This window comes from Vagococcus sp. (genome assembly GCF_036639995.1).
GTDB lineage: Bacteria > Bacillota > Bacilli > Lactobacillales > Vagococcaceae > Vagococcus.
Genome location: NZ_JAVWHO010000003.1, coordinates 20,759 through 45,136, shown reverse-complemented (window position 1 = coordinate 45,136; position 24,378 = coordinate 20,759). Strand labels below are relative to the sequence as shown.

Here is a 24,378-nt window from a genome sequence, read left to right as displayed (position 1 = left end):
TTCTTATTCTTTTAATAACATCATTTGGAAAATAAAAAAAGATCAACTCAATTGAGTCAATCTTTTATTCTTTTGGAGCCACACCAATTGCAACTGATTTTTCTCCTAAATGGGTTCCAATAACTGGGCCAAAGTCACAGATAACCACATCCAGTTCAGGATGTAGTTTTAACAATTCACTTTCAACCTTTTTAGCAACAAGCATGTTATTACAATGTATAACATAGAATGAGCTATCTTCAGGTTTACTTTTAATCTCATTTAAGACAATTTCTTCAACACGGTGAAGTGCCTTTTTCTGAGAACGGATTTTTTCACTTAAGACAATATCTCCTTCTTTAAAACTAAGAATTGGCTTAATTTTTAGAAGTGTTCCTAAAATAGCTGCACCGTTTTTTAAACGACCTCCACGAACCAAGTGATTCAAGTCATCGACAACAATTATTCCTTCGAGTTTTTCTCTCATATCTGTTAATTTATTTAAAATCATCTCAGGTGTTACTTCTGGATTCTCTACCATCTCAAGTGCTACTTCAACTAATTTTCCCATAGGTCCACTTGTTAACAATGAATCAAATGGATAAACGTTGATTGCATCAACCTCTTTTGAGATGCTTGTCAAAGAGCTAATAAATCCTGAAATTCCAGATGACATATGAATACTGATTACGGCATCATAACCGTCATTTGCAATGTTTTCATACAATTCAAATAATTCACCAATAGAAGGTTGTGATGTTTTAGGAAATTGTTTCGCATTTTTCAACAACTCATAAAATCCATCAACATGAATGTCGACTCCCTCATAGTAAATTTTATCATCTATTATAAGCGGGACAGGAACGATGTATAGATCTTCACGATTACGATAGTTGTCTTTTAAAAAAACTGTACTGTCCGTGACGATTGCAATTTTCATTGTAATTCCTCAATTCTTTTCTCTCTCCGGCAAAATAACGCCTATTTTACATTATAGAGTTCTCTTCTATCAAAGTAAAGTAAAACTCTAACCCAGAATTATTTGCTGAAAAAATTTGCCATAGCTTGCGCATTGACTGATTCATCAATCTCTAGGACACTTCCAGCGTGGTCATAATACCCTTCATTCCATGAACCTTCTACTGGAACAGTTAAAATTTCAAGGGGTTTGTGACCACTAAATAAATAACTTGTTCCAACTTTTGGATAGAAGCTAAAAGGAATATCTGTTTGCGTGTAGCCTCTTACAGTTCCAATTGTTTCTGGTAAACGCCAAGCATTTAACGGATTCAAGCTTTGTTTTAATAAAGCTGTCATCACTTGTTGCTGGCGTCTGACACGACCAAAATCACTTTCTTCATCTTTTCTAAAGCGAGCATATTGAAGTGCTTCATTACCACTCATTTTCTGCTCCCCTTTTTTAATGACAGTTCCTTCGACCTCTAAATCTTTTTCAGCATTAATCTTTAAACCACCTGGAGCAAGTGTTTCTACAATTTTGGGAAACGATTCAAAATTAACAATCGCGTAATACTGAATGGGTATACCAAATGTTTCTTTAATCGTTTTTCTAACGAGTTCTGGTCCACCATAAGAATATGCTGCATTAATTTTATTGTATTCAATGCCACCATTGTTAGGAATAGCAACATACGTATCTCTCATAATAGACACGAGTTTTGGTTGTTTATTCTTTTTATCATAGTGAGCAATCATAATTGAGTCTGAACGACCTTGGTCTTCACCTCGAGAGTCACTACCTAAAAGAAGAACATTGGTTGAACCATCAGAACTTTTTTCTCCTAAAAAGTTTCCTACATCTGCTTGCTTATTATTTTTATCTAACTTGGTACTTGCCACACCTTTTAAATAGCCAACTATTGATAACGCAATGATTGCAATTAAGATAACAACAATAATTTTTGATTTTTTTCGTTTCTTTTTGACTTTTTTTGGTTTTTTATCGTCAGGATTTGGCGCTTGATGAGTATTATTTGGTTGTTCTTGTTTCTTCTGTTTTTTATTTTCTTTTTCTAATTCGGCCTGACGATGACGTTCCATCCTTGTCATATTTGCCATATCGACACCTCTTATTAACATTTAATCTCTAATAAGGATAGCCTACTTTGACAGTTTTTTAAACAATCATTTTGAATTCTTATGATTTTTTTACACTAAATAACAAATTTTTAGACAAACTGGGTAACTTCCAAGAAGTTTGACTTCTCCACCAAGTTCAGTAATTTCTTCAACAGCTAAATCTATTAATTTTTGATTATTTACCTCAATATCAATTAAGAAGAAATACTCACCTAACATTGTTTTCATAGGCCTTGATTCGATTTTTAACAAGTTTATGTCACGCCAACTAAAAGCTGATAGTATTTTGTGTAAATTACCAGATTCATTTTTCTTCATTCTGACACCAATTGATTGCTTTTTTGATGTGTATTCAAGCGATAATTTTTTGTTACCTACAATCCAAAAGCGCGTGTGATTAGCTGTGATATCTTGAATATTTTCATAAACAACTTCTAATCCATACATGTTAGCTGCTTCTTTTGATGCAATAGCTAATGTTGGTTTATCAGAATTTTCACTGACCCACTTTGCTGCTTGCGTCGTTGAGTCCATCAATTTTTGTGGGATGTTTTTAAAGTGTTCAGATAAAAACATTTGTGTTTGTGCCAAAGCTTGCGGATGAGACATGACTGTATCTATCTTATTTAGTGCATTCATCCAATTAGAATGGACTAATAAATTTTGCTCAATTGGTAGTACGACTTCACCTTGGATTTGGCAAGTAGAATAATGATACAAAAAATCCAAGGTTTGGTTGACTGTTCCCTCAATTGAATTTTCAATGGGAACAACACCCCAATCAATGGCTCCTGTTTCTACTTCTTTTAACACATTCACAATTGTTGAAAAGGGTAATTTTTCAGCTTGGGTAAACACATTCGAAGCTGCTAGATAAGTAAACGATCCTTTTGGTCCTAAATAGCCGACTTTCATTGAGCTTCCTCCCTTAACCAAATCAAAATCTCTTGTGTGATTTCATCCACTGTTTTTTCATCAATATTAACAATTAAATTGGCTGCTTTTTCATAGTCCTTTTTTCTAGTAGTTAATAAAGACAGTAATTCTGTTTGATTCACAGAATCGGCAAGAGGTCTATTATTTATTTTATCTTGTGTAATTCGTTCATATAGCGTCTCGATTTGACCATTTAAATAAATAACTTGATCACTATTTTGAAGTATCTCTTGGTTTTTTTCATGCACAATTACCCCGCCACCAGTAGCAATAACACCTTCACTACTAATAACTTCTTTCAATAAATGGTGTTCAGCATTTCTAAAAAAATCTTCACCTTTTGTTTCAAATAGCTTTGCAATAGACATTTCTAATCTTTTCTCAATCAGTTGGTCCATTTCTTTTAATTCAAGATTTAATTTATTTGCTAGATTTTTTCCAATTGTTGATTTACCTGACCCCATAAAACCGATTAAAATAACTGGCTTCATTTTTTTTCACCTAATAAGTGATTTAAGTCTTTAAAAAAATCAGGATAAGAAACAGAAATGGCATCACTTTTTTCTAAAATGACTTCGCCTTTTTCTACTAAAAGAGCAGCGACTTGTAGCATCATACCAATTCTATGATCACCGTAACTTGTGACTTTAGCTCCTTTTAGTGGTGTTCCTCCTTGAATAATAAAACCGTCTTTGGTTGGTTTGATATTAGCACCTAACTTATTTAATTCATCAGATACAGCAACTATTCGATCCGTTTCTTTTACTTTTAGTTCCTCAGCATCTTTTATCACAGTTGTTCCTTTTGCTTGAGTAGCAAGAAGAGCAATTACAGGGATTTCATCAATTAATCTGGGAATAATGTCTCCACTAATTTCTGTAGCAACCAATTGGCTTGATTCGACGATAATTGTTCCAGATTCATTCACATCATCAATATCCGTTAACTCAATTTTTCCGCCCATTTGCTTAATCACATCAATAATCCCTGTTCGCGTATGGCTTAAACCAACATTTTTAAGGACGATACGACTATTTGGAACAAGTAATCCTGCTGCCATAAAAAAAGCAGCAGAAGAAATATCTCCTGGCACAAGAACATCTTGAGCTGTAAAGCTTTGATTTCCACTAAGTGTAATTTCTTTTCCATCCACCTCAATTTGTCCTCCAAATTGACGTATCATTGTTTCTGTGTGATTTCTTGTTTTTTCTTTTTCAATAAGCTTTGTTTCTCCTGATGCTTGAAGGGCGGCAAAAATCAGAGCTGATTTAACCTGAGCACTAGCAACGGGCAACTTATACTCAATAGACTTGAGATGAGGCGAGCCAATCACTTTTATTGGTGGAAATTCTGATTCGTCATTCCCTTTTATGTCTGCTCCCATTTGCCTTAACGGAAGCATAACACGATTCATTGGACGTTTTTGAATTGAGGCATCTCCTGTCAGTTTAACTGACAAATTTTGTCCAGAAAGAATTCCCATTAACAAACGAATCGTTGTTCCTGAATTTCCAACGTCCAAGGTCTCTTTTGGTTGTTTTAAACCTGACATACCAACGCCTTCAATTGTTACCGTCACGCCATCATCATAAATTGGAACACCTAATTGTTGAAATATTTTTAATGTATCTAAACAATCATCAGCCCTTAGAAAGTGTTTGATAGTTGTCACACCTTTGGCTAGAGAACCAAACATGATGCTTCGATGTGAAATTGATTTATCACCCGGTACTAAAATGACACCATTTAATGAGGCAGCATTTGTTGTTAATTTCATCCTCTTTCCCCCTAACTAATAAAACTTGTGTATGTTGTTTTTTTATTAAGACAATCCATGGCAATCGTCGCATCTCTTTCATTTTTAAAGGAAATTCGTAGAATCCCAAAAATATCGTCTCTAGTTTCCATAATTTTAATATTTATCAAACTAATTTTTGCCTCTGCTAAAACTGCTGTCACCTCAGCGATAGCTCCTGGATAGTCTGGAACATTAACATAAATATCATGAAAGCCAGGAATGCTACCTTCTTTATGGACTGGAATACTGTCTCGTGCGTCTTTTGCCTCTTTAAAGAAGGCAAAAAGAGCTTGTTCATTTTTATCAATAATTCGCTTCTTTAACTCAGTCAAATTAACTAACCACCGATCAATTTCACTCGCTAAAATATTACTGTTACTGACTGATATGTCTGTCCACATTTTCGGGTTTGAAGAAGCAATTCGTGTAATATCACGAAAACCACCCGCTGCTAATTTTCGTGATTCTGGAAAAAGTATCATTAATTCTTCAGCACGCTCAACTAATTGTGAGGCTAAAAGATGAGGCATATGACTTAAAACTGCAGTCATTTCATCATGTTCCTTAGCGGTTAATTCTATAAACTTTGCATGAGTTCCCTTTAATAAAAATTGAAGAGTCACCACTTCTTTTTGCTGTTTTTGATTTATTGGAACTAAGATGTAATATGCATTTTCAAATAGGTCTTTATCAGCTGCTAAAAAACCTGATTTATGTGAACCTGCCATTGGATGCCCTCCAATAAATACGCGATTGTTCTTTTCAAAAATTTGAGCTTGCTCTAGAATTTCCTGTTTTGTACTTCCAACATCTGTTAAAAGAACATCACTTTTTAAATTAAATGAATTAACTTCCTCCATTAAAGCTAATGTAACTTTAACAGGTGTACAGAAAAAAATAACATCAGCTACTTCGGCACCTTGTTTTAAACATGTCCCTCCGTCATCAATAATCCCTAAATCTTTAGCTCCGACTATTTCTTTTTCATCATGGCTATATCCATTGATAAATATGTCAGGATGAGCCGCTTTTATCGAGCGAGCAAGTGATGCTCCGATTAGACCAACACCAATAATTAAAATATTTTCAATTTTTTTCATCATGAGTCTCCTTTCTTAATTTAACATTAAAAATTAAGCGTGTACTCACGGTATCGTTTTACCTCATTTTTCATTCGGTTAAAAGAATCACTTTCAAATTTATCGACCATTGCTTTCGCTAGTTCAATAATAACCATCGCTTCAGCAACCACACAGGCAGCTGGAACTGCTGAACTATCGGATCTTTCTACACTAGCTTTAAACGGCTCTTTTGTATCAACATCAACCGAATTTAATGGCTTATACAACGTAGGGATTGGTTTCATCACACCTCGAACAACAATTGGCATCCCATTAGTCATGCCACCTTCAAAGCCACCTAGATGATTGCTGTTACGCGTGTAACCTTTCTCCTTACTCCAAACAATTTCATCCATCACTTCACTACCGTAAAGTCTGGCTGCTTCAAAGCCAACACCAAATTCAACACCTTTAAACGCATTGATTGATACAATTGCTTGAGCAATTTTTCCGTCAAGTTTGGCATCCCACTGCGTATAACTTCCTAAGCCAACTGGTACTCCACCTGCTACGACTTCAACTACACCACCAATTGTATTTTTTTCTCTTTTTGTTTCATCTATTTTTTCTTTCATTTTTTCTTCAATGTTAGGATCAACACAACGAACAGATGAGTTTTCTGCCTTTTCACGAATTTCTTGAACTGTCATCTCTTGCGGGATTTCTCCACGCACACCACCGATTTCTAGAACGTGACTTGCAACTTCAATATCTAATTCTTTTAACAATTGTTTACAAATGGCAGCAACTGCTACTCGCATTGTCGTTTCACGTGCTGAAGAGCGTTCAAGAACATTTCTTAAATCATCATGTTCATACTTAATTCCCCCTACTAAATCAGCGTGTCCTGGTCTAGGTTTTGACAAACGACGCATTTTTTTAGCTCGTTCATCGACTGGTTCATGCCCCATCACCGTTTCCCAGTTTTTAAAATCATCATTTTTTACTATTAAGGTAATAGGAGATCCTAATGTTTTTCCATGTCTAATACCTGATGTAATTTCGACGGTATCTTTTTCAATCAACATTCGACCACCTCGACCGTAGCCACCTTGACGTCGTTTCAATTCATGGTTAATTTCGTCTACTGAAATAGGAATGCCTGCTGGTAAACCGTCAATAATCGTTGTTAATTCTGGTCCGTGGGATTCTCCGGCTGTCACAAATCTCATACTCATTTCCCCTATCTATTTTTTTAAATACTGTTTCATATCTTCTATTTGAATGGTTTCAATTTTTGCTTTACCTAGCCCTTCAAGCAAAATAATTCGAATGTTATTTCCTTGTGTTTTCTTATCGTGGATCAATGCTTTATATAGCGATTCTGCTTCCCAATCATCTAAATGTGTTGGTAAATGAAATTTTTGAAGCATGCTGACTAATTGTTGATATATTCCTTTAGGCATTGTTCCAATCTTTTCCGCATTTTTTGTTATTTGGCTCATACCAATTGCTACAGCCTCTCCGTGAGTCACAACACCGTAGCCACAAGTTTGCTCAATTGCGTGACCAATGGTGTGACCATAATTTAAAATTAAGCGGATACCTGTGTCTTTCTCATCTTCTTCAACAACCTGTCCCTTAATTTGACAACAGGCGTAAATGATCTCTTCTGAAAAACTTAAGGCGTCGTCTTCATCTTTTAAGGTATCAAGTAATGCCCAAAGTTCTGTATCCGCAATAGCTGCTGATTTAACTACCTCAGCAAGACCTTCTCTAACACGTCTTTTTTCCAAGGTTAATAATGTATTTGGATCAATCAATACACCATCTGGTTGAGCAAATGTTCCAACCAAATTTTTGGCTACTGATGTATTAACGGCTGTTTTTCCACCTATACTGCTATCCACTTGAGCAAGCAAAGTTGTTGGTATTTGTAAGAAATGGAGCCCTCTCATATATGTTGAAGCCACAAAACCACCTAAATCGCCAACAACACCGCCACCTAAAATAACAATGCCGTCTTTTCGAGTCATTTCTTTTTCAGCTAAATAGCGATATAGCTTTTGAGCTTCTTCTAAATTTTTACTTGTCTCACCTGGTTTAATCGTCACTACGGAAACATTAAAGCCTTCATCTTGAATGGCATTTTTAACTTTTTTCCCGTAAAGGTCATTCACTGTTTCATCAGTGATAATTACAATTTTTTGAGGTTGCCATAATTTTCTGACCCAACTTCCAACATGGTCTAATGCTCCTTTTTCAATCAATAATTCATAAGTTTTAGTTGGTAAATTGACACTTAGCTTCATGACAAACCTCCTTAAATTTTTTCGCGAATTTGTTTAACATCTTTCATCGCTTTTTCCATCACGTGAATTTGCTCCATCATATTTAGGTAGCGTTTTTCATTTAATGATTGCTGACCATCTGACCATGCTTTACTTGGCTCTGGATGAATTTCAACAATCATGCCAGAAGCTCCACTAGCAACACCTGCAACAGCCATTGCTGTCACATAATCCCAAACACCAACGCCATGACTTGGGTCTACGATAATTGGAAAGTGGCTCATTTTTTGAATGACTGGTACTGCACTTAAATCTAGTGTATTTCTTGTCGCTGTTTCATAAGTTCTAATACCTCGCTCCACAAAAATCACTTTTTGATTACCTTCTGCTGCAATATACTCAGCGGCATTTAACCATTCATCAATCGTTCCTGAGATGCCTCGTTTTAAAGCAACAGGTAGTCCTGTTTTTCCAACAGCTTGCAGTAATTTAAAGTTTTGCATGTTTCTTGCGCCAATTTGTAAAATATCAGTGTATTTAGCAACCAATTCTAAATTAGCTTCATCCATCACCTCTGTGATTACTTTAAGATCATATTTATCTGCAGCTTCTCTGATATATTTCAAACCTTCTTCTTCTAATCCTTGAAACGCATAAGGAGAAGTTCTTGGTTTAAACGCTCCACCTCGCAGAACAGTCGCGCCACCTTCTTTGGCAATTCTGGCACATGTCATAATTTGATCTAATCCTTCAATAGAACAAGGACCAGCCATTGTTACGAAAGCTTCGTCTCCCCCAATTTTTAAACCATCAACATCAACTACTGTATCAGTTGGATGAAACTCACGACTTGTTAATTTGTAACTACTTGTAATTTTCACAGTATCTGACACCCCATCAAATCCCCTAAAAGGAACATCTATCATTTTTTCTGTGTTGCCTACTAAACCGATAATAGTTTGATCTTTTCCTTCACTTAAATGTACTTCTAATCCCTCTTCTTTTACTCTTTTAATAACGGCGTTAACCTGTTCTTTCGTAGCTTCTGGTTTCATTATTACAATCATTATTCTCTCTCCTTGTCATTAAGTTCTTCTATAAGTCGTTCCGAAATTATCTTTATTGGCATTTTTTCTTGAGTCATTAATTCGAATGCATACGCTGCTTGATGCACTAACATACCTAAGCCGTTAATTACGACAGCGTCATTTGCCCTAGCTAATTTTAACAAGGGTGTTTCTAGTGGATGATAAATTAAATCCACTACAACGTGTTGCTCTGTTAGTTTTACGTTATCTCCTATTGGCAAATCAAAGTTGTCTCCCATGCCTATTTGAGTGGCATTCACTAGAATATCACTTTTAGAAATGATATCTTCCATCAATTTTTTATCAGCATAATCAAAAACATTAATTACCGTATTGGTTTGTGTAGAAATATCTGCTAATTCTTTTTGTACATGATTAAATGAGTGATTATTTCTCTTAAACACATTGATTTCTTTAATACCATCTAAAGCACATTGACAGATAACTGCTTTTGCAGCACCTCCTGCACCAAGAATAGTTAGTGTTTGGTTATTGATTGAGATTCCTTCATCTATTAAACTTTCAATAAAACCAATACCATCTGTATTATACCCATGAAACTGTCCGTTTCTTTGAACAATGGTATTGACGACTCCGATTAGTTTAGCACTTTCTGATAAGGTGTCACATCTATCATAACCTTTTTGTTTATAGGGCATCGAAAGATTAACCCCTAACATGTCAAATGTTTTGACGGCATCAAGTGCTTGATCAAACTCTGTCTCCTCCACCTCAAAGGCTAAATAAACAGCGTCAATAGTTAACGCGCGATACCCCGTATTATGTATGAGCGGTGACAAGCTGTGTTTAATTGGTTTAGCTATGACACCTGCTAATTTTGTATATCCCGAAATTGATTTTTCCATTGTGACTCCTCCCTAATTACAAAATAAAAGACGATAACTTTGCATAGATTGATTCATCAAATCTACAGTTACCGTCTTTTTTGAATAAAATATTCGATATAAAAAGAAAAGCCGCTATAGATTTTTAATCATCTATGCGGCACTTTAAAGTCAAGTTAAAGTTCTTTAGCCCTCATAGATACAAACTGTAATTGTTTGTATCCATTTGTCATGGTTACAAACACAATCTATAATAGCTAAAGTAAAAGTTATTCAGTTGTGAGGTTTGACGATTAATTGTTTGATTCATGTCGTTCACTCCAACGTGTTTTATTTAATAATTGAACACAGTATACCCATAAAAAAAAAACTTGTCAATTTATTTTTTCTAAAAAGACTTTTTTGTTATAATACTAAACAAAGGACGGTGTAAAAGTTGAAACCTAAATTAATTATTGTATCAATCGATGCGCTTGGAGCGATTGACATTGACTTACATAAAGAAGAACTCCCCACTATTGCGTCATTAATCGAGGGCGGAACCCATGTCAAAAAAATTGATGGCATCTATCCAACCTTAACTTATCCCTCTCACGTCACCTTAATGACAGGGATGTATCCTAAGCACCACGGAATTATTAATAACACAAAAATTCAATCAACCCGTTTATCTCCTGATTGGTATTGGTATGATAATGAAATCAAAGTACCTACCGTTTATGATGTCGCTAAAAAAGCTGGATTAAAAACGGCTGCTTTTCTTTGGCCTGTTACTGCAAGTAGCTCCATTGATTACAATATTGCAGAAATTTTTCCAAATCGTATTTGGACTAATCAAGTCATGATTTCTTTAAAAGCAAGCTCTCCTCTATTTTTAATGGCAATGAATCAAAAATACGGGCATTTGCGAAAAGGGATTATGCAACCTTATTTGGATGATTTTGTGACAGCATGTGCCATTGACACGATAACAAATAAAAAACCAGATCTAACCTTAATTCATTTAGTGGATATGGACAGTATGCGTCATGCTTATGGCGTTCAATCAAAAGAAGCTGTTGATGCTTTAAAAAGACAAGATGCACGGCTAAAAAAAATTATTGATGCTACTAAATCAAATGGAACCTTTGAAAATACCAATTTTGTTGTCCTTGGTGATCACTATCAAATTGATGTTGATAAAATGATCAAACTTAACGCTTTGTTTGTTAAAAAAGGATGGGCTGAAATGAAGCCAAATGGAGCGATTAAAAACAATTGGCAAGTATATGCGAAAAGTTGTGATGGTTCTACATATGTTTACTGCAAACAACACAGTCAAATTAGACCTGAAGAAATTTATCAAGAAATTATGACTGTTGATGGGATTGAACATATATACTCTTCAGAAGAAGCAACCGCTATGGGTGCTGATGAAAGAGCAACTTGGATGGTTGAAGCTAAATCTGGCTTTTATTTTAATGACGAAGCAGATGGAGAGGTTATACATCAAGTCGAAAAGACTGAAATTGGAAAACTTAACCGCTATTTTGGTGTTCACGGCTTTAGTCCTAAAAAACCTAACTATGAAACAACTGTTTGTTTTTATGGACCTAGCATTAAAGAAAACCAAACAATTGAAAAGGCTAGATTAATTGATGAAGCACCTACCTTTGCCAAATTACTTGGTCTAAAAGATTTCCCTAAAAATACAGATGGAACTTGTATTGATTCGGTCTTTAAATAAAAATCAAAGAGGCTCGACTAAAAAGTTGACCTCTTTGCTTTTTTTATTTTGAATAATGACTGATATCACTATAAGTTAGTAACGTCACTTTATCTCCATCAATGGCTATCTTAGTTAAACTGTTTGGTTCTACATCTTCTAGTTTTTGAATGGGCATCTTTAACAAATAAGCCACCATCGTTTTTATAGTGATTCGGTGAGATACAATACCTATCGTTTCACCTTTGCAATCAGAAAGTATCTGTTCTAAAAATTGACTGCTTCTTTTCATTAATTCGTCAAATGTTTCCCCTTCATTTTCTCCATTAAACGCTTCTGGATGGTGCCAAAAGTTGTTCCAGCTCTCAGGATAGTTTTTTTCAATCTCTTCATATGTTTTGCCTTCCCAAAGTCCCATGTTAATCTCTTGCAATGCAGAATTTTCAAATGGTGACGCCTGTATTTTTTTGTTAACAAGGTCTCTTGTTTGGCAGGCTCGAAGGCTTGGACTTGTATATAATTTATCTATCTTTATTTTTTCTTGAAATAATTTTTCTCCAAGTAATGTGGCTTGCATTAAACCGGTTTCTGTTAAATCTGAATTAAGCCAACCTTGCATTTTTTGCATTTTATTCCATTCTGTTTGTCCATGTCTAATAAAATATAGTGTTGTTTTCATTAAAAAACTCCTTTATGATTCTATTTACATTTTAAAATAAAAAGGAAATAGTTTATAATACATTTATCAACACGATTTATAACAAAAAGTTATAGGAGGTTATCATGAATCTGAATGCTTTACGTTATTTTTATGAGGCATCACACTACGAAACATTAACCAAAGCAAGTCAAGCTCTTCATATTAGCCAGCCTGCTTTGACTAAACACATTAAAAATATTGAAAAAGAATATGGCACACAGCTCGTTAAAAAAAATGGAAGACACATTGTTTTAACTGATTTTGGTAAAGAATTAATCAATGAGTGCACACCATTATTTCAACAGGAGAAAAAAATTGAACGTTTATTAATGAACCAAAGTCAAAAACACGTTTTACGAATAGGTTCCACACAATTAAATAGCCAAGACGTTCTTAAATCAATTCTTACTCCCGACTCATCTCAACATGTCAACTTACAATTAACAACCGATAATACCAAACAGATTCAAGAATTATTGCTTAATCATCAATTAGATATGGCTATCTTACCGAATTCTTCCTATTTAAAAGAAATAAAAAAAGAATTTCTTTTTGAGGATGAATTGATTTTTGTTGCTAAACCTAATTATTGTAATGAGAACTTATCACTAAAAGACGTCCTATCCCATCAATTTATTCAACGAGAATCTGGAAGTTCTTTACAACAGCTTTTAAATTCGTGCTTTTCTTTTGAAGTATCTTACTCAGTTGAAGTAACGTCTCATGCAGATGCACTTCTTGCATGTGAATATGGAAATGGCATCTATCTTTGCTCCAAAATAAGTGCTCAACAATCTATTAATACAAATAAACTCAAACAAATATCAATCGAGACCATACAATTTGATCCACGCCCTTTTTATTTGTATTATCATGAAAAACTACCTACGAATCAATTTATTATTCAGATAATTCAACAATTTAAACAAAAAACAGAGACCGACTAAAATGTCGACCTCTGTTTTTTTAGTGAGTTTGACCACCAATTACTTTTAAATCTTCTTTTCCATCAAAAGAGACAATAGCTTCAATCGCAGCGACAATGCCTCGTGTTATGTCTTCCAGGCTCATTGCAGGCATGCCTGGACGTTCTAAAACTTGTTCTGGTAAGAACGGTACATGCATAAAACCAGCTTTTGCTTTTGGAAATTCTTTGTGAGTCAGATATAAAGATTGATACATAATATGATTACAAACAAATGTTCCAGCAGAATTAGATACTGAGGCTGGTAATCCAGCCTTTTTGATTGCTGTTACCATAGCCTTAACAGGATGTTGAGAAAAATAAGCAGATTCACCATCTTTTTTTATAGGAACATCAATCGGTTGATTTTTTTCATTGTCAGGAATACGGGCATCATCTAAATTAATAGCTACACGTTCTGGTGTTAAATCAAAACGACCACCTGCTTGACCAATATTTAAGACGTAATCCACGTCATGTTGACTCATTGCTTCACGCACAACATCAGCACTTTTGCCAAAAACCGTTGGAATTTCTAATTTAATAATAGTTGCTCCATTAATTGAATCTGGCAAACGCTTAACAGCTTCAATTGCTGGATTCATTGTATCATTTCCAAATGGGTCAAAGCCTGTGACTAATATTTTCATCTTATCTCTTCCTTTTCAAATTAATTTAATTAAAATGCCCAAAAATACATCAAAGCTATATGAACAATAATCATCAAAACTGCAACAGGAACTTGCTCTTTTATTACACCATTTGGATTCTTCATCTCAAGTAGTGATGCTGGCAACACATTAAAGTTAGCAGCCATAGGCGTTAACAACGTTCCACAATAACCTGCTGTTAAGGCAAGAGCCCCTGCAATTGCCGGGTCTGCTCCTTGAGCGATCACAAAAGGAAGACCAACACCTGCTGTAATAACTGTAAACGCAGCAAAGCCATTTCCCATAATCATTGTAAAGACAACCATACCTAAAACATAAGCAATAACTCCTGCTAATCGATTGCCCTCTGGTACAAAACCACCAATAAGTTGGGAAATAACATCTCCCACACCAGCAATGGTAAAAATAGCTCCTAAAGCAGCTAATAATTGGGGTAAAATCCCTGATGTTCCCATTGTTTGAATCATACGGTCACTTTCTTCAATTACTTCTTTTGGTTTTGATTTGAAAATAGCCATAGCTAAAATAACACCAACAATAGCAGCAACACCAATTGCTGAGGTACTTGATTCTTTAATTGTCATAGCAAGTAACACAGAAATAACTGCTAATGATAAAACAGGTATAAAAATTTTGTTTCCAAATCTTTTTGCATCATTTTCAAGTTTTTCTTGTTTAAATGGTTTAAATTGACTAATTTCAAATTGTCTAAATAAAGAAATAACACCTAAAAGAACGACTAAAAGACCACTTACCATTGGCGGAATGAATTTTCCTAACATAAACAAAATACCTAAATCTAACCAGAACAATGCTGATCCGACATGTTTTGTGTTACTTTTATTTATAAACACTTTGTATGCTGTATAAATTAATTGCAGCCCAATCAGGATAAAAAAGAACTCTAACAAATTATTAAAAAAAGTTTCCATTAGTTGTTCTCTCCTTTGCGTTTATATTTACCAGCTAATTGCTTATCAAAAATAAGATTTGAAACGACACCCACTGCAATCATAATGACAGCAATCGGAACAGAAGCCTTAGCAATATCTAATCCTGACACTTTATAACCCATTTGATCTAATGTACCAACGATAAGTAAAACACCACCGGCACTCATGAACGTATTTTGACCAAAAAAGTTTCCGTAATTATCCATTGCGGCAGATTTAGCTTTGATTTTTTCTTTATCTGACTCATCTAGTTCACCAAATTTTGCCTCAGCAGAAGCCTCTGCCATTGGTTGAACAAGTGGTCTTACAAATTGCGGATGCCCACCTAAACGAATTGAAAAAGCACCAGCAACTTCACGGATGATTAAGTAAATCGTTAAGAACCAACCTGTTGTGATTCCCTTCATCTTCTTAATTAGGTTAACAGCTTGTTCCTTCAAACCGTGAGATTCTGCCAATCCAATTAAAGGTAACGTAATAAAAAAGATTGTCACAATTCGTTGACTAACAAACGCCTTTCCTAATTCTTCTAAAAATTCAACAGGTGTAATACCTGATACTAACGCTGTTGCTAGTCCTGCAACAACCACCACTGCTATCGTATCAAATTTAAAGATAAATCCTAAAACAATAATGACGATACCAATTAGTTTAATCCACTCCATATTTTTCTCCCCTTCACTTTTAACATCTGATATGTCTATCAGTAAAAAATATGTAACATTTTTACATTTTACTATACTTTTTCACAAAAACAAAAGAGAATGCAACCAAACAAATGTTTAGGATTGTTCATCTTAAACCCACATTTTAAAAATATGTTATAAAGCATATTAGAAAAAGAAGTAGTTTGACTAAATGAGCCATATATTAGTGTTTACTAATCTAGTTTTAATATAAAAAAAAGAGATCAACTTTCAAAAGTCAATCTCTTAGTTACTATTTCGATACGTTAAAATTCATATGTTAAAATCGGATTTCTTGCGGCAGTTGTTTCATCCACTCGTCCAATAAGCGTATTAACTGGAGCGTTTTTAATAACTTCAGCGTCTTCATAAGCTTGTTGATGAATTTTTTTGAACACGTCTACAACTTTATCTAAAGTTTCACGGCTTTCTGTTTCAGTTGGTTCAATCATTAATGCTTCTTTAACCACATCTGGGAAATACATGGTTGGTGGATGCATTCCATTATCTAACAGAGCTTTAGAGACATCTAATGCTGTCACACCTGTTTCTTTCTTCAATGTATCCAGTGTCATAACAAATTCATGCATACATGGGCCTTCATAAGCCATATCAAAAACGTCTTTCAATTCATGGCGCATGTAGTTAGCATTTAACACAGCTGTTTTAGAAGCTTGTGGGATACCTTCTTTGCCTAATGTTAAAATATAAGTTAATGCTCTAACTACAACAGCAAAATGACCGTAGAACGTTTTTACATGACCAATTGATTTTTCAGGCATCTCAAACTCATACCGATCACCCACTTTAATAACTTGATAATTTGGTAGATATGGCTTCAAGAATTCTTTACAGCCGATAGGTCCAGCACCAGGGCCTCCTCCTCCATGAGGTGTTGAGAATGTTTTATGGATATTTAGATGAACCACGTCAAATCCCATATCACCAGGCCTAACAGTTCCCATGATGGCATTTAAGTTGGCACCGTCGTAATAGCATAGACCTCCTGCATCATGAATAATTTCTGTAATTTCAATAATGTCATGCTCAAAAAGTCCAACAGTACTTGGATTAGTTAACATCACACCTGCTGTATCCTCACCAACGGCTTCTTTTAGTTTTTCTAGATCTACTCGCCCGTTTGGTTTGGAAGGGATATTGATTGTTTCAAAATTAACCATTGACGCTGTCGCGGGATTAGTACCATGTGCTGAATCGGGGACAATAATTTTATTTCGTTTAAAGTCGCCATTGTTTTCATGATACGCTTTAATTAACATGACACCAGTTAATTCTCCTTGGGCACCTGCTGCTGGTTGAAAGGTCATTGCATCCATTCCTGTAATTTCAGTCAATAACTTTTCAGCTGTATAATAAACTTCCATCGAGCCTTGCGCTGTACCGATTGGCTGAAACGGGTGAATTTGAGCGAAGTTTGGTAAGCCACTCATTTCATCATTAATTTTAGGGTTATATTTCATCGTACAAGAGCCAAGTGGATAAAAGCCATTATTGACACCAAAACTGTTATCGGCAAGCTCTGTGTAATGACGACTCATATCTACTTGAGAAATTTCAGGTAAACGTAAAGGTTGTTTTCTAACAAGTTCTTCAGGTAATTCTGCTTTTTCAACATCTAACGCTGGAATAAAATCATTTCTTCTTCCAGGACTGCTTCTTTCAAAAACTAATTTCATGATTGAGTAACCTCCTTCAACGTTGTCACTAACTCATCAATATCTTCTTTTGAGTTTAATTCAGTTACACACCACAAAAGGTTATTATTAATGGGTAATCCGCCAAGAATATTTTTTTCTTGTAGTTTTTCGTTTAATTTAACTGGATCAATTGGTGATTTTGTCATAAATTCATTGAAAAATGCTACCTCATAAACAGGTTCAAAACCTTTAATTTTTGCCAATTCCTTTTGAAGGTAATGAGCTTTACTATAGCACTGTGTTGCCACATCTCTTAAACCATCTGGTCCCATTGCAGATAGATAAACACTTGCTGTTAACGCACAATGGGCTTGGTTTGAACAAATATTAGATGATGCTTTTTCACGGCGAATATGTTGTTCTCTTGCTTGAAGTGTTAAAACAAAGGCTCTTTCACCTTTATTATCTGTTGTTTGACCAACAATTCGTCCTGGTAATTTTCTAGTTAATTTTTCTGTTGTCGCCATAAAACCTAAGTACGGACCGCCAAAGTTCATCGGTAATCCAAGTGCTTGACCTTCCCCAGTTGCAATGTCAGCACCACACTCAAAGGCCGATTTTAAGATGGCACTTGCGATTGGTTTCACCGCAACAATGAATTTAGCCTTTTTATTATGAACAACTTCTGATAATGCTTCACATGCTTCAATGTTTCCAAAATAATTAATTTGTTCCACATAAAAACAAGCTACTTCCTCATCTAGTAGTTGTTCCAATGCTGTAATATCAGTAATCCCCTCTTTTGTTGGTACTAATTCAACTTTGGTTCCCATGCCATGAGCATACGTTTTAATTGTTTCTATTGTCATTGGATGTGAGCTCATTGAGACTAGAATTTTCTTTCTTTTTCGGTCAATACACATATTTGTTGCTTCTGCTGCTGCGTTTGACCCGTCATAAACTGATGCATTTGCAACTGGCATGCCAGTAATTTCAGTAACCATTGTTTGAAATTCAAAAATAGATTGTAAAATACCTTGGCTTATTTCAGCTTGATACGGTGTGTAGGCAGTTAAAAATTCTTCTTTTAATGTAATTTGTTTAACGATTGAAGGAATGTAATGATTATAAGAACCAGCTCCTCTAAAAATAGATGAAAACACATGATTCTTATTAGCCATTCTTTCTAAAATTCGGCGAACCTCAACTTCTGACTTTCCATTAGGAATATTTAACTCGGATATCTTTAAATCTTGTGGAATATCTTTAAATAAATCATCTAACGTGTCTAGTCCTAAAACATCAAGTAATTCTTGTTGTTCCTTTTGACTAGAAGGAATATAGTTATAGTTCCCCATAGAAATTATGCCTCCTCTTCAACTACTTTGTCGTATGCCTCTAAATCAATTAATTCTTCTTTTTCAGTAATTCCTGTTACTTCAAATAACCAATTTTCAAATGGTGCACTGTTGACACTTTCTGGTGCGTCATCTAGATTCTCATTTATTTTAGAGATGGTTCCAGTAAAGGGTGTGTAAATATCTGATACTGTTTTTACTGACTCTACCTCTGCTACTTGGTCTCCCATTTTAACTTCTGCTCCCACTTCAGGAAGTTCAACAAAAACGATATCGCCTAACTGCTCTTGTGCAAAATCTGTAATTCCCACTTGAGCTGTTCCATCATCTAAAAACCTTACCCATTCGTGAGTTGCTAAGTAACTGATTTCTTTTGGTCTTGACATAATAAATTCCTCCTAAAAATAGTTTTCTTATTTTTTATAGAACGGCATTGGAACAACCTCTGCCTGAATTCTCCTACCTCTAACTTCAGCTTCAACTATTTGTCCTATTTCTGAATACTCTTTGTCGATTAAAGCCATTGCAATAGCGTAACCTAAGAATGGTGCGTGTGTTCCAGATGTGCTGATTCCTACTTGTTTTTCTTCAATGAAAATTGGCACCTCTTCACGAACAATACCTTTCCCAGTAATTTTAAGTCCCACTCTGACTTGGTCAACACTAGCTTTTTCTAGTTCTTTTTTGCCGATAAAGTCTTCTTTTTTCATTTTTACTGCAAATTGTAACCCAACTTGTAATGGATTAATCACTTCTGACATTTCATGGCCATAAAGCGGCATTCCCGCTTCAAGACGTAAGGTATCTCTTGCTCCTAAGCCACATGGTTGAATATTAAACTCTTCACCATTTTTTAGTAATAATTCCCAAATAGCAACAACATCTGTTGCTTTTGTATATAACTCAAAGCCTTCTTCCCCAGTGTAACCTGTCTCAGAAAGATCAACTTGCATTCCTTCAATCATGATATTTTCTTTAAATGTATAATATTTATTGGGAAAATCTTCTGGTTTAACTAATTTTTCCAATAATTTTCTTGCATTAGGACCTTGAACAGCAATGAGACCAATATTATCGGAATTATCAATTGCCTGAGCGTCACCTACTAAATGTGTTTTTATCCATTCAAAGTCTTTTTCTTTATTTGAGGCATTAACAACACCCATATACTTTTCATCATTATATTTATAAAGAATCAAATCATCAATAATTCCACCAGAATCATTCAACATGACTGTATATTTTATTTGTCCGTCCTTCATTTTCTCAAAATCGTTTGTGAATAAATGTTGAACATTTTTTAAAGCATCTGAACCTTGAATAATAATTTCGCCCATATGAGACACATCGAACATTCCCACTGATTCTCTAACTGCCATGTGCTCTTTAACTAAGCCAGCTCCGCCGTATTGTACAGGTAATAAGTAGCCACCAAAAGGAACAATCTTTCCTTTTAAGTCGACATGATTCTGATAAAGTGGTGTTTTTTTATCCATTATATCCGTCCTCTCTATACTTAAAAAATGCAAATAAAATGTAAACGCTTTACATATTTATGATAACATATTTTCACAAAATTATAAGTGATTTTGGGTTCATATTTAATGAAGTTCTTACTTTCATTTAAGGAATCTTAATAAAAAAAACAAGAACCCTAAAAAGAGTTCTTGTTTTAATAGCATATTAAACTGTTTCTGATTTTTTTGTAAATGTCTTAAAGACAGATAAGCCACTTAAAATCAATAAGACGAATAAACAAATGAGAGCAACTTTTGATCCTGCACTTGTTCCTGCTTTATAATCACTTGCTGAATTTTGGAACAATCCAACAATGATAGCAACAAATGACGTTGAAACAGCACCCATGAACTGTTGTAAGGTACTAAAGATTGCATTACCATCATCTTGCAATGATTTGTCAATAGATGATAAACCAACTGTCATTACATTGCTATAAGAAAGACCAACACCAATCATAAAAATGACATGAGAGGCTGTAATTAAGGTCATATTTCCTGTTTGAACGACTAAGATTAAGCTTAACCAACCAGCAACTGCAAATAATATACCAAGGCCAATCGGTTTTTTAAAGCCTAGTTTATCTAGAATTTTTCCAGAAACAGGAGCAAATAAAGCACCTGTTAACGCTCCTGGGAACATCATTAACCCTGCACGAGAGGCAGGTACATCACTAACAATTTGAATAAAGTTAGGAAGGACGAATGATACTCCTAATAAAAGAATTTGATACACTAAAAATGAAATCAAGTAAATAGTAAACATTTTGTTTGAGAAAACATCTAAATTCAATAATTCTTTTTCTTTGTTTGAACGATAGAATAAGAATCCACCAACTAAACCGGCTGCTAATGAAATCCAACCAACTGGTGATTGTAAATAACTAAAGAAGAATAAAAGACCAGTAAACATCACTGATAAGTAAACAGCTGCTTTCATATTAATAGTATCTGTTTTTTGTTGTTCTTCTTTTGGAATAGCATATAAACCAATTAACGTTGAAAGAATTAAAACTGGGATTAACAATTTGTAAATATATGTCCAGTCAAATTGAGTCGTTAACATCCCACCATATGTAGGTCCCATAGCTGGGGCGATAGAGGTTGTTAAGTTACCAATACCAATCATCATGCCGCGTTTTTTTATCGGAACTTTAGTTAAAATAATGTTAAACATTAAAGGTAGCGCAATCCCTGTTGCCACACCTTGAAGCAAGCGGCCGATTAGCAACATACTAAATGATACAGCAAAAGCATCAACTAATACGCCGGCTACAAAAAATACACTTGACGCAATAAATAATTGCCTTTTACTATAATTTTTCATCAAATAAGATGAAAGTGGAACAACAATTGAGATCATTAATAAGTAAATGGTTGTTACCCATTGTACTTGACTAGTTGTTATACCAAATTGCTCAATTAAAGTTGGAAAAGTAACATTCATAGCGGTTTCAATCAACACACCAGAAAAAGCCATCATTCCCGTAGCCAGAACAGCTAGATTGACGTGAAATTTTTTTGTCTCCATTTTTTTCTCTCCTTTACATCAGAAAAAGAGACGAAACTTATCCTGTGATAAATTTCGCCTCTCTCTCGACACAAAATAAATTTGTGTTATCTGTACGATTTATTCCTATTCATTTTATGAAAGAATAGAGTAAAAGTCAAGAATTAAAAGTATTTTTTACTTTTAATTTTTATTTCACTTCTGCCAATCGATAAGATACTGTTCGTCCAAATGGGTAAACTTTTATTCCTTTTAAATTATCTGATGTTAAATAACCAACTGATCCTTGATATAACGGTAATACACCTGCGTCTTCTTCAACTAATATTTTTTCTAAATGACGTAATTCTTCCCATCTTTTTTCTGGTTGCTTCGCTAACTCAAATCTTGCAGCCTGCAGTCCTTTATCGTAAGCTGGGTTATTGTATTTCGCCGTATTTAACCCTCCTTTAGAATCATAAAATTCTAAAAAGTTAATAGGGTCGGCATAATCTGGTGTCCATGTTCCAAAAACTAAATCAAATTCACCCTTGTTTTGTAATTCTAAGCGATTTTGAAGGGGCATTGATTTTAATGTCACTGTTAATCCTGGCAAGTTTTCTTGAAGTTGTCCTTGAACAAATTCAATTGTCTTTTTCGCTGTTCCTGTATCAGCCGACATTAATTCTAACTCGATTGTTTCTTTACCTAGTTCCTTCTTGCCTAATTCCCAACTTTTTCTCGCTTCTTTTTTATTAAAAGGAAGTAAATCTCCATTTTCTTTTCTAAAATCTTTTTGATCCTTTGGCGAAAAGGCAAAATTTTCAGGTACAAAACCATTTAAAGCTATTGAACCGTCTCCTAAAATTTCAGAAGCAAATTGCTCTTTATCAATGCCTTGTAAAATAGCTTTTCTAATATTTTTATTACCTGTCACTTCACGTTTTTGGTTTGGACTTAGATAACCAACCATTGCTTTTGGAACAAAAGTGGCTTGTTTAGATTCTTTATATTCTTTGGCATAAGTATCAGCAAGTGTCGCATAATTGACCTCACCTGCTTCAAACATTTGAACACTGGTTGCCACTTCTTTTACCACTTGAACCGTTATTTTTTCAAGAGTAACATTATCTGCATCCCAGTAAGTTGGGTTCTTTTCAAGTGTCCACGTGTCATTGGTTCCAGTCCATCCTTTAATAACAAATGGCCCGTTCCCGACAAAATCATCTGCCGTTGTCCCGTAATTCTTTTTCTTTTCATCAGAAAATGCCGCATTTTTAGGCATAAAAGGTGTACCAACAAGCACTTGAGATAAATATGGTACGGGATACTCTAAGTTTAACTCAAGGGTTTTAGTATCCTTTGCAACAACACCAAACTCACTAAGAGGAGCTTCTCCTTCTCTGATACGACGACCATTTTTGAAAATATCCATTTGATTGCTACTAGTTGAGCCATATGCTGGATCAATAACTTGTTTGAAAGAATAGACAAAATCTTTTGCCTGAACTTTTTCTCCATTGGACCATGTCGCATCATCTTTTATAGTAAACGTGTATGTTAGACCATCCTCGCTAATTTTAGGTTCTTCTTTAGCCATACCAAGCTCTGGCTGGCCTGATTTATCTAATCGGTATAACCCTTCCATTGTTTGTCCAATCATATCTGAACTATTGACATCAGAATAAAGGGCACTATCTAATGTGGCTAATTCACCGCTTGAAACCACATTAATTTCTTGGCTAGATCCTTGATTCTTTTCTTTTTGTTTATTACTTGTTCCACATGCTCCTAATAAAAACACCGCACTTAATAAAACAATCCCTAATCTTTTCTTCATAATGACTCCTCCTTATAATTCATTGACCACAAAACGAAACATTTGACGTTCTTGTTTTAATTCTTCATAAGCAAAATCTGGGTGCCACTGAATGCCAAGGAGTCGTTGTCCTTGCTCAATACTTTCAAAACCTTCAATGATATCATCTTCACTTAGTGCAGTTATTTGTAGCCCCTTACCTAAGTCTTTAACAGATTGAAAATGAAAAGAGTTGACCATTGCTTTTCTTCCGTAAACACCTTCTAATTGGCTGTTTTCTTTTGTTCTAATACTATGTGTTGCTACTTGTCTTCTGACAGGGTCTTGCATGTGAATAACAGTTTCTGGTTGTCTTTTACTTAAATCTTGATAAAGAGTTCCTCCAAGTGCAACATTTAAAAGCTGCATTCCTCGGCAAACTGCAAAAATTGGTTTTTTCTGTTTAAGAGATTCTTCAATCAGCGCCAATTCAAATTCATCTCTTTTTGTTAGCATTAAGTTAGCATCAAATTCCGGTTTTTGTTGATACCATTTTGGATCAACATTTTGTCCACCTGTTAATATTAACTTATCAATTTGATCAATATATAATTTGGCATCCTCTTTTGTACCAATTGGTAATAAAATGGGTAATCCTCCAGCTATTTGAACCCCTTTAACATAACCTTGTGGTAAATAGTTGATTGGCATATGGTGTAGTTTTTCACCAGAATCTTCTGTTTCATTTGCCGAAATACCGATTATTGTTTTTCTTATCATT

At 34.7% G+C, this 24,378-nt stretch carries 23 protein-coding genes; 2 read left to right on the top strand and 21 right to left on the bottom strand.

The features are described from left to right. Window positions 1-64: 64 nt before the first annotated feature. The 10 genes from RR554_RS02135 to aroE all read right to left on the bottom strand — a co-directional run bounded on the left by RR554_RS02135 (window position 65) and on the right by aroE (window position 10,119). Window positions 65-919 carry a DegV family protein gene (locus tag RR554_RS02135; RefSeq protein ID WP_332467336.1) on the bottom strand — a complete coding sequence of 285 codons (855 nt, stop codon included), beginning with the start codon at window positions 917-919 and terminating at the stop codon, window positions 65-67. Between the two features lie 98 nt (window positions 920-1,017). Beyond that, window positions 1,018-2,058 (bottom strand): LCP family protein, encoded by a 1,041-nt coding sequence (locus RR554_RS02130; protein ID WP_332467335.1) that lies wholly within the window; start codon window positions 2,056-2,058, stop codon window positions 1,018-1,020. Between the two features lie 90 nt (window positions 2,059-2,148). Beyond that, the gene (pheA, locus tag RR554_RS02125; RefSeq protein WP_332467334.1) at window positions 2,149-2,994 is read right to left on the bottom strand and encodes a prephenate dehydratase; all 846 of its coding nucleotides are present in this window, start codon (window positions 2,992-2,994) and stop codon (window positions 2,149-2,151) included. Further along, window positions 2,991-3,506 carry a shikimate kinase gene (locus tag RR554_RS02120; RefSeq protein WP_332467333.1) on the bottom strand — a complete coding sequence of 172 codons (516 nt, stop codon included), beginning with the start codon at window positions 3,504-3,506 and terminating at the stop codon, window positions 2,991-2,993. The genes pheA and RR554_RS02120 overlap by 4 nt, the downstream gene beginning before the upstream one ends. After that, window positions 3,503-4,792: a 3-phosphoshikimate 1-carboxyvinyltransferase gene (aroA, locus tag RR554_RS02115; protein ID WP_332462286.1), complete on the bottom strand. Its 1,290-nt coding sequence runs from the start codon at window positions 4,790-4,792 to the stop codon at window positions 3,503-3,505. Before aroA ends, RR554_RS02120 begins: the two co-directional genes overlap by 4 nt. 11 nt (window positions 4,793-4,803) lie before the next feature. Next, the gene (locus tag RR554_RS02110) at window positions 4,804-5,913 is read right to left on the bottom strand and encodes a prephenate dehydrogenase (protein ID WP_332462285.1); all 1,110 of its coding nucleotides are present in this window, start codon (window positions 5,911-5,913) and stop codon (window positions 4,804-4,806) included. Between the two features lie 26 nt (window positions 5,914-5,939). Next, a complete protein-coding gene (aroC, locus tag RR554_RS02105; protein WP_332467332.1) occupies window positions 5,940-7,106 on the bottom strand; it encodes a chorismate synthase in 1,167 nt (388 codons plus the stop codon). Between the two features lie 15 nt (window positions 7,107-7,121). Continuing rightward, window positions 7,122-8,186, bottom strand: coding sequence for a 3-dehydroquinate synthase (aroB, locus tag RR554_RS02100; RefSeq protein WP_332462283.1), 1,065 nt, complete (start codon window positions 8,184-8,186; stop codon window positions 7,122-7,124). Between the two features lie 11 nt (window positions 8,187-8,197). Then, on the bottom strand, window positions 8,198-9,232 hold the full coding sequence (gene aroF, locus RR554_RS02095) for a 3-deoxy-7-phosphoheptulonate synthase (RefSeq protein ID WP_332462282.1): 1,035 nt from the start codon (window positions 9,230-9,232) through the stop codon (window positions 8,198-8,200). Further along, window positions 9,232-10,119, bottom strand: a complete 888-nt coding sequence (gene aroE, locus RR554_RS02090; RefSeq protein ID WP_332462281.1) for a shikimate dehydrogenase — start codon at window positions 10,117-10,119, stop codon at window positions 9,232-9,234. Before aroE ends, aroF begins: the two co-directional genes overlap by 1 nt. Before the next feature lie 415 nt (window positions 10,120-10,534). Here aroE and RR554_RS02085 point away from each other — a divergent pair, with 415 nt between their 5' ends. Further along, window positions 10,535-11,824, top strand: coding sequence for an alkaline phosphatase family protein (locus RR554_RS02085; RefSeq protein ID WP_332462280.1), 1,290 nt, complete (start codon window positions 10,535-10,537; stop codon window positions 11,822-11,824). 43 nt (window positions 11,825-11,867) lie between these two features. Here RR554_RS02085 and RR554_RS02080 read toward each other — a convergent pair whose 3' ends face one another. Beyond that, window positions 11,868-12,482 (bottom strand): histidine phosphatase family protein, encoded by a 615-nt coding sequence (locus tag RR554_RS02080; RefSeq protein ID WP_332462279.1) that lies wholly within the window; start codon window positions 12,480-12,482, stop codon window positions 11,868-11,870. Window positions 12,483-12,586: 104 nt separating this feature from the next. On the opposite strand from RR554_RS02080, the gene RR554_RS02075 reads away from it, so the two are divergent. Next, window positions 12,587-13,450, top strand: a complete 864-nt coding sequence (locus tag RR554_RS02075; RefSeq protein WP_332467331.1) for a LysR family transcriptional regulator — start codon at window positions 12,587-12,589, stop codon at window positions 13,448-13,450. Between the two features lie 19 nt (window positions 13,451-13,469). Here RR554_RS02075 and pcp read toward each other — a convergent pair whose 3' ends face one another. The 10 genes from pcp to RR554_RS02025 form a co-directional block, all read right to left on the bottom strand. Continuing rightward, a complete protein-coding gene (gene pcp, locus RR554_RS02070; RefSeq protein ID WP_332467330.1) occupies window positions 13,470-14,117 on the bottom strand; it encodes a pyroglutamyl-peptidase I in 648 nt (215 codons plus the stop codon). Window positions 14,118-14,146: 29 nt separating this feature from the next. Beyond that, window positions 14,147-15,070 (bottom strand): DUF979 domain-containing protein, encoded by a 924-nt coding sequence (locus RR554_RS02065; RefSeq protein ID WP_332462276.1) that lies wholly within the window; start codon window positions 15,068-15,070, stop codon window positions 14,147-14,149. After that, a complete protein-coding gene (locus RR554_RS02060) occupies window positions 15,070-15,756 on the bottom strand; it encodes a DUF969 domain-containing protein (protein ID WP_332462275.1) in 687 nt (228 codons plus the stop codon). The genes RR554_RS02065 and RR554_RS02060 overlap by 1 nt, the downstream gene beginning before the upstream one ends. A 287-nt stretch (window positions 15,757-16,043) precedes the next feature. Continuing rightward, entirely contained in the window at window positions 16,044-17,474 is a 1,431-nt protein-coding gene (gene gcvPB, locus RR554_RS02055) for an aminomethyl-transferring glycine dehydrogenase subunit GcvPB (RefSeq protein ID WP_332467329.1), read from the bottom strand. Continuing rightward, window positions 17,471-18,793 carry an aminomethyl-transferring glycine dehydrogenase subunit GcvPA gene (gene gcvPA / locus RR554_RS02050; RefSeq protein WP_332467328.1) on the bottom strand — a complete coding sequence of 441 codons (1,323 nt, stop codon included), beginning with the start codon at window positions 18,791-18,793 and terminating at the stop codon, window positions 17,471-17,473. Before gcvPA ends, gcvPB begins: the two co-directional genes overlap by 4 nt. Before the next feature lie 5 nt (window positions 18,794-18,798). Further along, window positions 18,799-19,179, bottom strand: coding sequence for a glycine cleavage system protein GcvH (gene gcvH, locus RR554_RS02045; RefSeq protein ID WP_332462272.1), 381 nt, complete (start codon window positions 19,177-19,179; stop codon window positions 18,799-18,801). A gap of 27 nt (window positions 19,180-19,206) precedes the next feature. Continuing rightward, the gene (gcvT, locus tag RR554_RS02040) at window positions 19,207-20,289 is read right to left on the bottom strand and encodes a glycine cleavage system aminomethyltransferase GcvT (protein ID WP_332462271.1); all 1,083 of its coding nucleotides are present in this window, start codon (window positions 20,287-20,289) and stop codon (window positions 19,207-19,209) included. 187 nt (window positions 20,290-20,476) lie between these two features. Further along, window positions 20,477-21,841, bottom strand: a complete 1,365-nt coding sequence (locus RR554_RS02035) for an MFS transporter (protein WP_332462270.1) — start codon at window positions 21,839-21,841, stop codon at window positions 20,477-20,479. A gap of 169 nt (window positions 21,842-22,010) precedes the next feature. Further along, window positions 22,011-23,639, bottom strand: coding sequence for a peptide ABC transporter substrate-binding protein (locus RR554_RS02030; protein WP_332462269.1), 1,629 nt, complete (start codon window positions 23,637-23,639; stop codon window positions 22,011-22,013). 12 nt (window positions 23,640-23,651) lie between these two features. Continuing rightward, window positions 23,652-24,374 carry a gamma-glutamyl-gamma-aminobutyrate hydrolase family protein gene (locus tag RR554_RS02025; protein WP_332462387.1) on the bottom strand — a complete coding sequence of 241 codons (723 nt, stop codon included), beginning with the start codon at window positions 24,372-24,374 and terminating at the stop codon, window positions 23,652-23,654. Window positions 24,375-24,378 lie beyond the last annotated feature (4 nt).

Bases quoted from the DNA above. Each gene is read 5' to 3' on its own strand.
- RR554_RS02135 (WP_332467336.1), bottom strand. From the start codon at position 919: ATGAAAATTGCAATCGTCACGGACAGTACAGTTTTTTTAAAAGACAAC.
- RR554_RS02130 (WP_332467335.1), bottom strand. From the start codon at position 2,058: ATGGCAAATATGACAAGGATGGAACGTCATCGTCAGGCCGAATTAGAA.
- pheA (WP_332467334.1), bottom strand. From the start codon at position 2,994: ATGAAAGTCGGCTATTTAGGACCAAAAGGATCGTTTACTTATCTAGCA.
- RR554_RS02120 (WP_332467333.1), bottom strand. From the start codon at position 3,506: ATGAAGCCAGTTATTTTAATCGGTTTTATGGGGTCAGGTAAATCAACA.
- aroA (WP_332462286.1), bottom strand. From the start codon at position 4,792: ATGAAATTAACAACAAATGCTGCCTCATTAAATGGTGTCATTTTAGTA.
- RR554_RS02110 (WP_332462285.1), bottom strand. From the start codon at position 5,913: ATGAAAAAAATTGAAAATATTTTAATTATTGGTGTTGGTCTAATCGGA.
- aroC (WP_332467332.1), bottom strand. From the start codon at position 7,106: ATGAGATTTGTGACAGCCGGAGAATCCCACGGACCAGAATTAACAACG.
- aroB (WP_332462283.1), bottom strand. From the start codon at position 8,186: ATGAAGCTAAGTGTCAATTTACCAACTAAAACTTATGAATTATTGATT.
- aroF (WP_332462282.1), bottom strand. From the start codon at position 9,232: ATGATTGTAATAATGAAACCAGAAGCTACGAAAGAACAGGTTAACGCC.
- aroE (WP_332462281.1), bottom strand. From the start codon at position 10,119: ATGGAAAAATCAATTTCGGGATATACAAAATTAGCAGGTGTCATAGCT.
- RR554_RS02080 (WP_332462279.1), bottom strand. From the start codon at position 12,482: ATGAAAACAACACTATATTTTATTAGACATGGACAAACAGAATGGAAT.
- RR554_RS02075 (WP_332467331.1), top strand. From the start codon at position 12,587: ATGAATCTGAATGCTTTACGTTATTTTTATGAGGCATCACACTACGAA.
- pcp (WP_332467330.1), bottom strand. From the start codon at position 14,117: ATGAAAATATTAGTCACAGGCTTTGACCCATTTGGAAATGATACAATG.
- RR554_RS02065 (WP_332462276.1), bottom strand. From the start codon at position 15,070: ATGGAAACTTTTTTTAATAATTTGTTAGAGTTCTTTTTTATCCTGATT.
- RR554_RS02060 (WP_332462275.1), bottom strand. From the start codon at position 15,756: ATGGAGTGGATTAAACTAATTGGTATCGTCATTATTGTTTTAGGATTT.
- gcvPB (WP_332467329.1), bottom strand. From the start codon at position 17,474: ATGAAATTAGTTTTTGAAAGAAGCAGTCCTGGAAGAAGAAATGATTTT.
- gcvPA (WP_332467328.1), bottom strand. From the start codon at position 18,793: ATGGGGAACTATAACTATATTCCTTCTAGTCAAAAGGAACAACAAGAA.
- gcvH (WP_332462272.1), bottom strand. From the start codon at position 19,179: ATGTCAAGACCAAAAGAAATCAGTTACTTAGCAACTCACGAATGGGTA.
- gcvT (WP_332462271.1), bottom strand. From the start codon at position 20,289: ATGGATAAAAAAACACCACTTTATCAGAATCATGTCGACTTAAAAGGA.
- RR554_RS02035 (WP_332462270.1), bottom strand. From the start codon at position 21,841: ATGGAGACAAAAAAATTTCACGTCAATCTAGCTGTTCTGGCTACGGGA.
- RR554_RS02030 (WP_332462269.1), bottom strand. From the start codon at position 23,639: ATGAAGAAAAGATTAGGGATTGTTTTATTAAGTGCGGTGTTTTTATTA.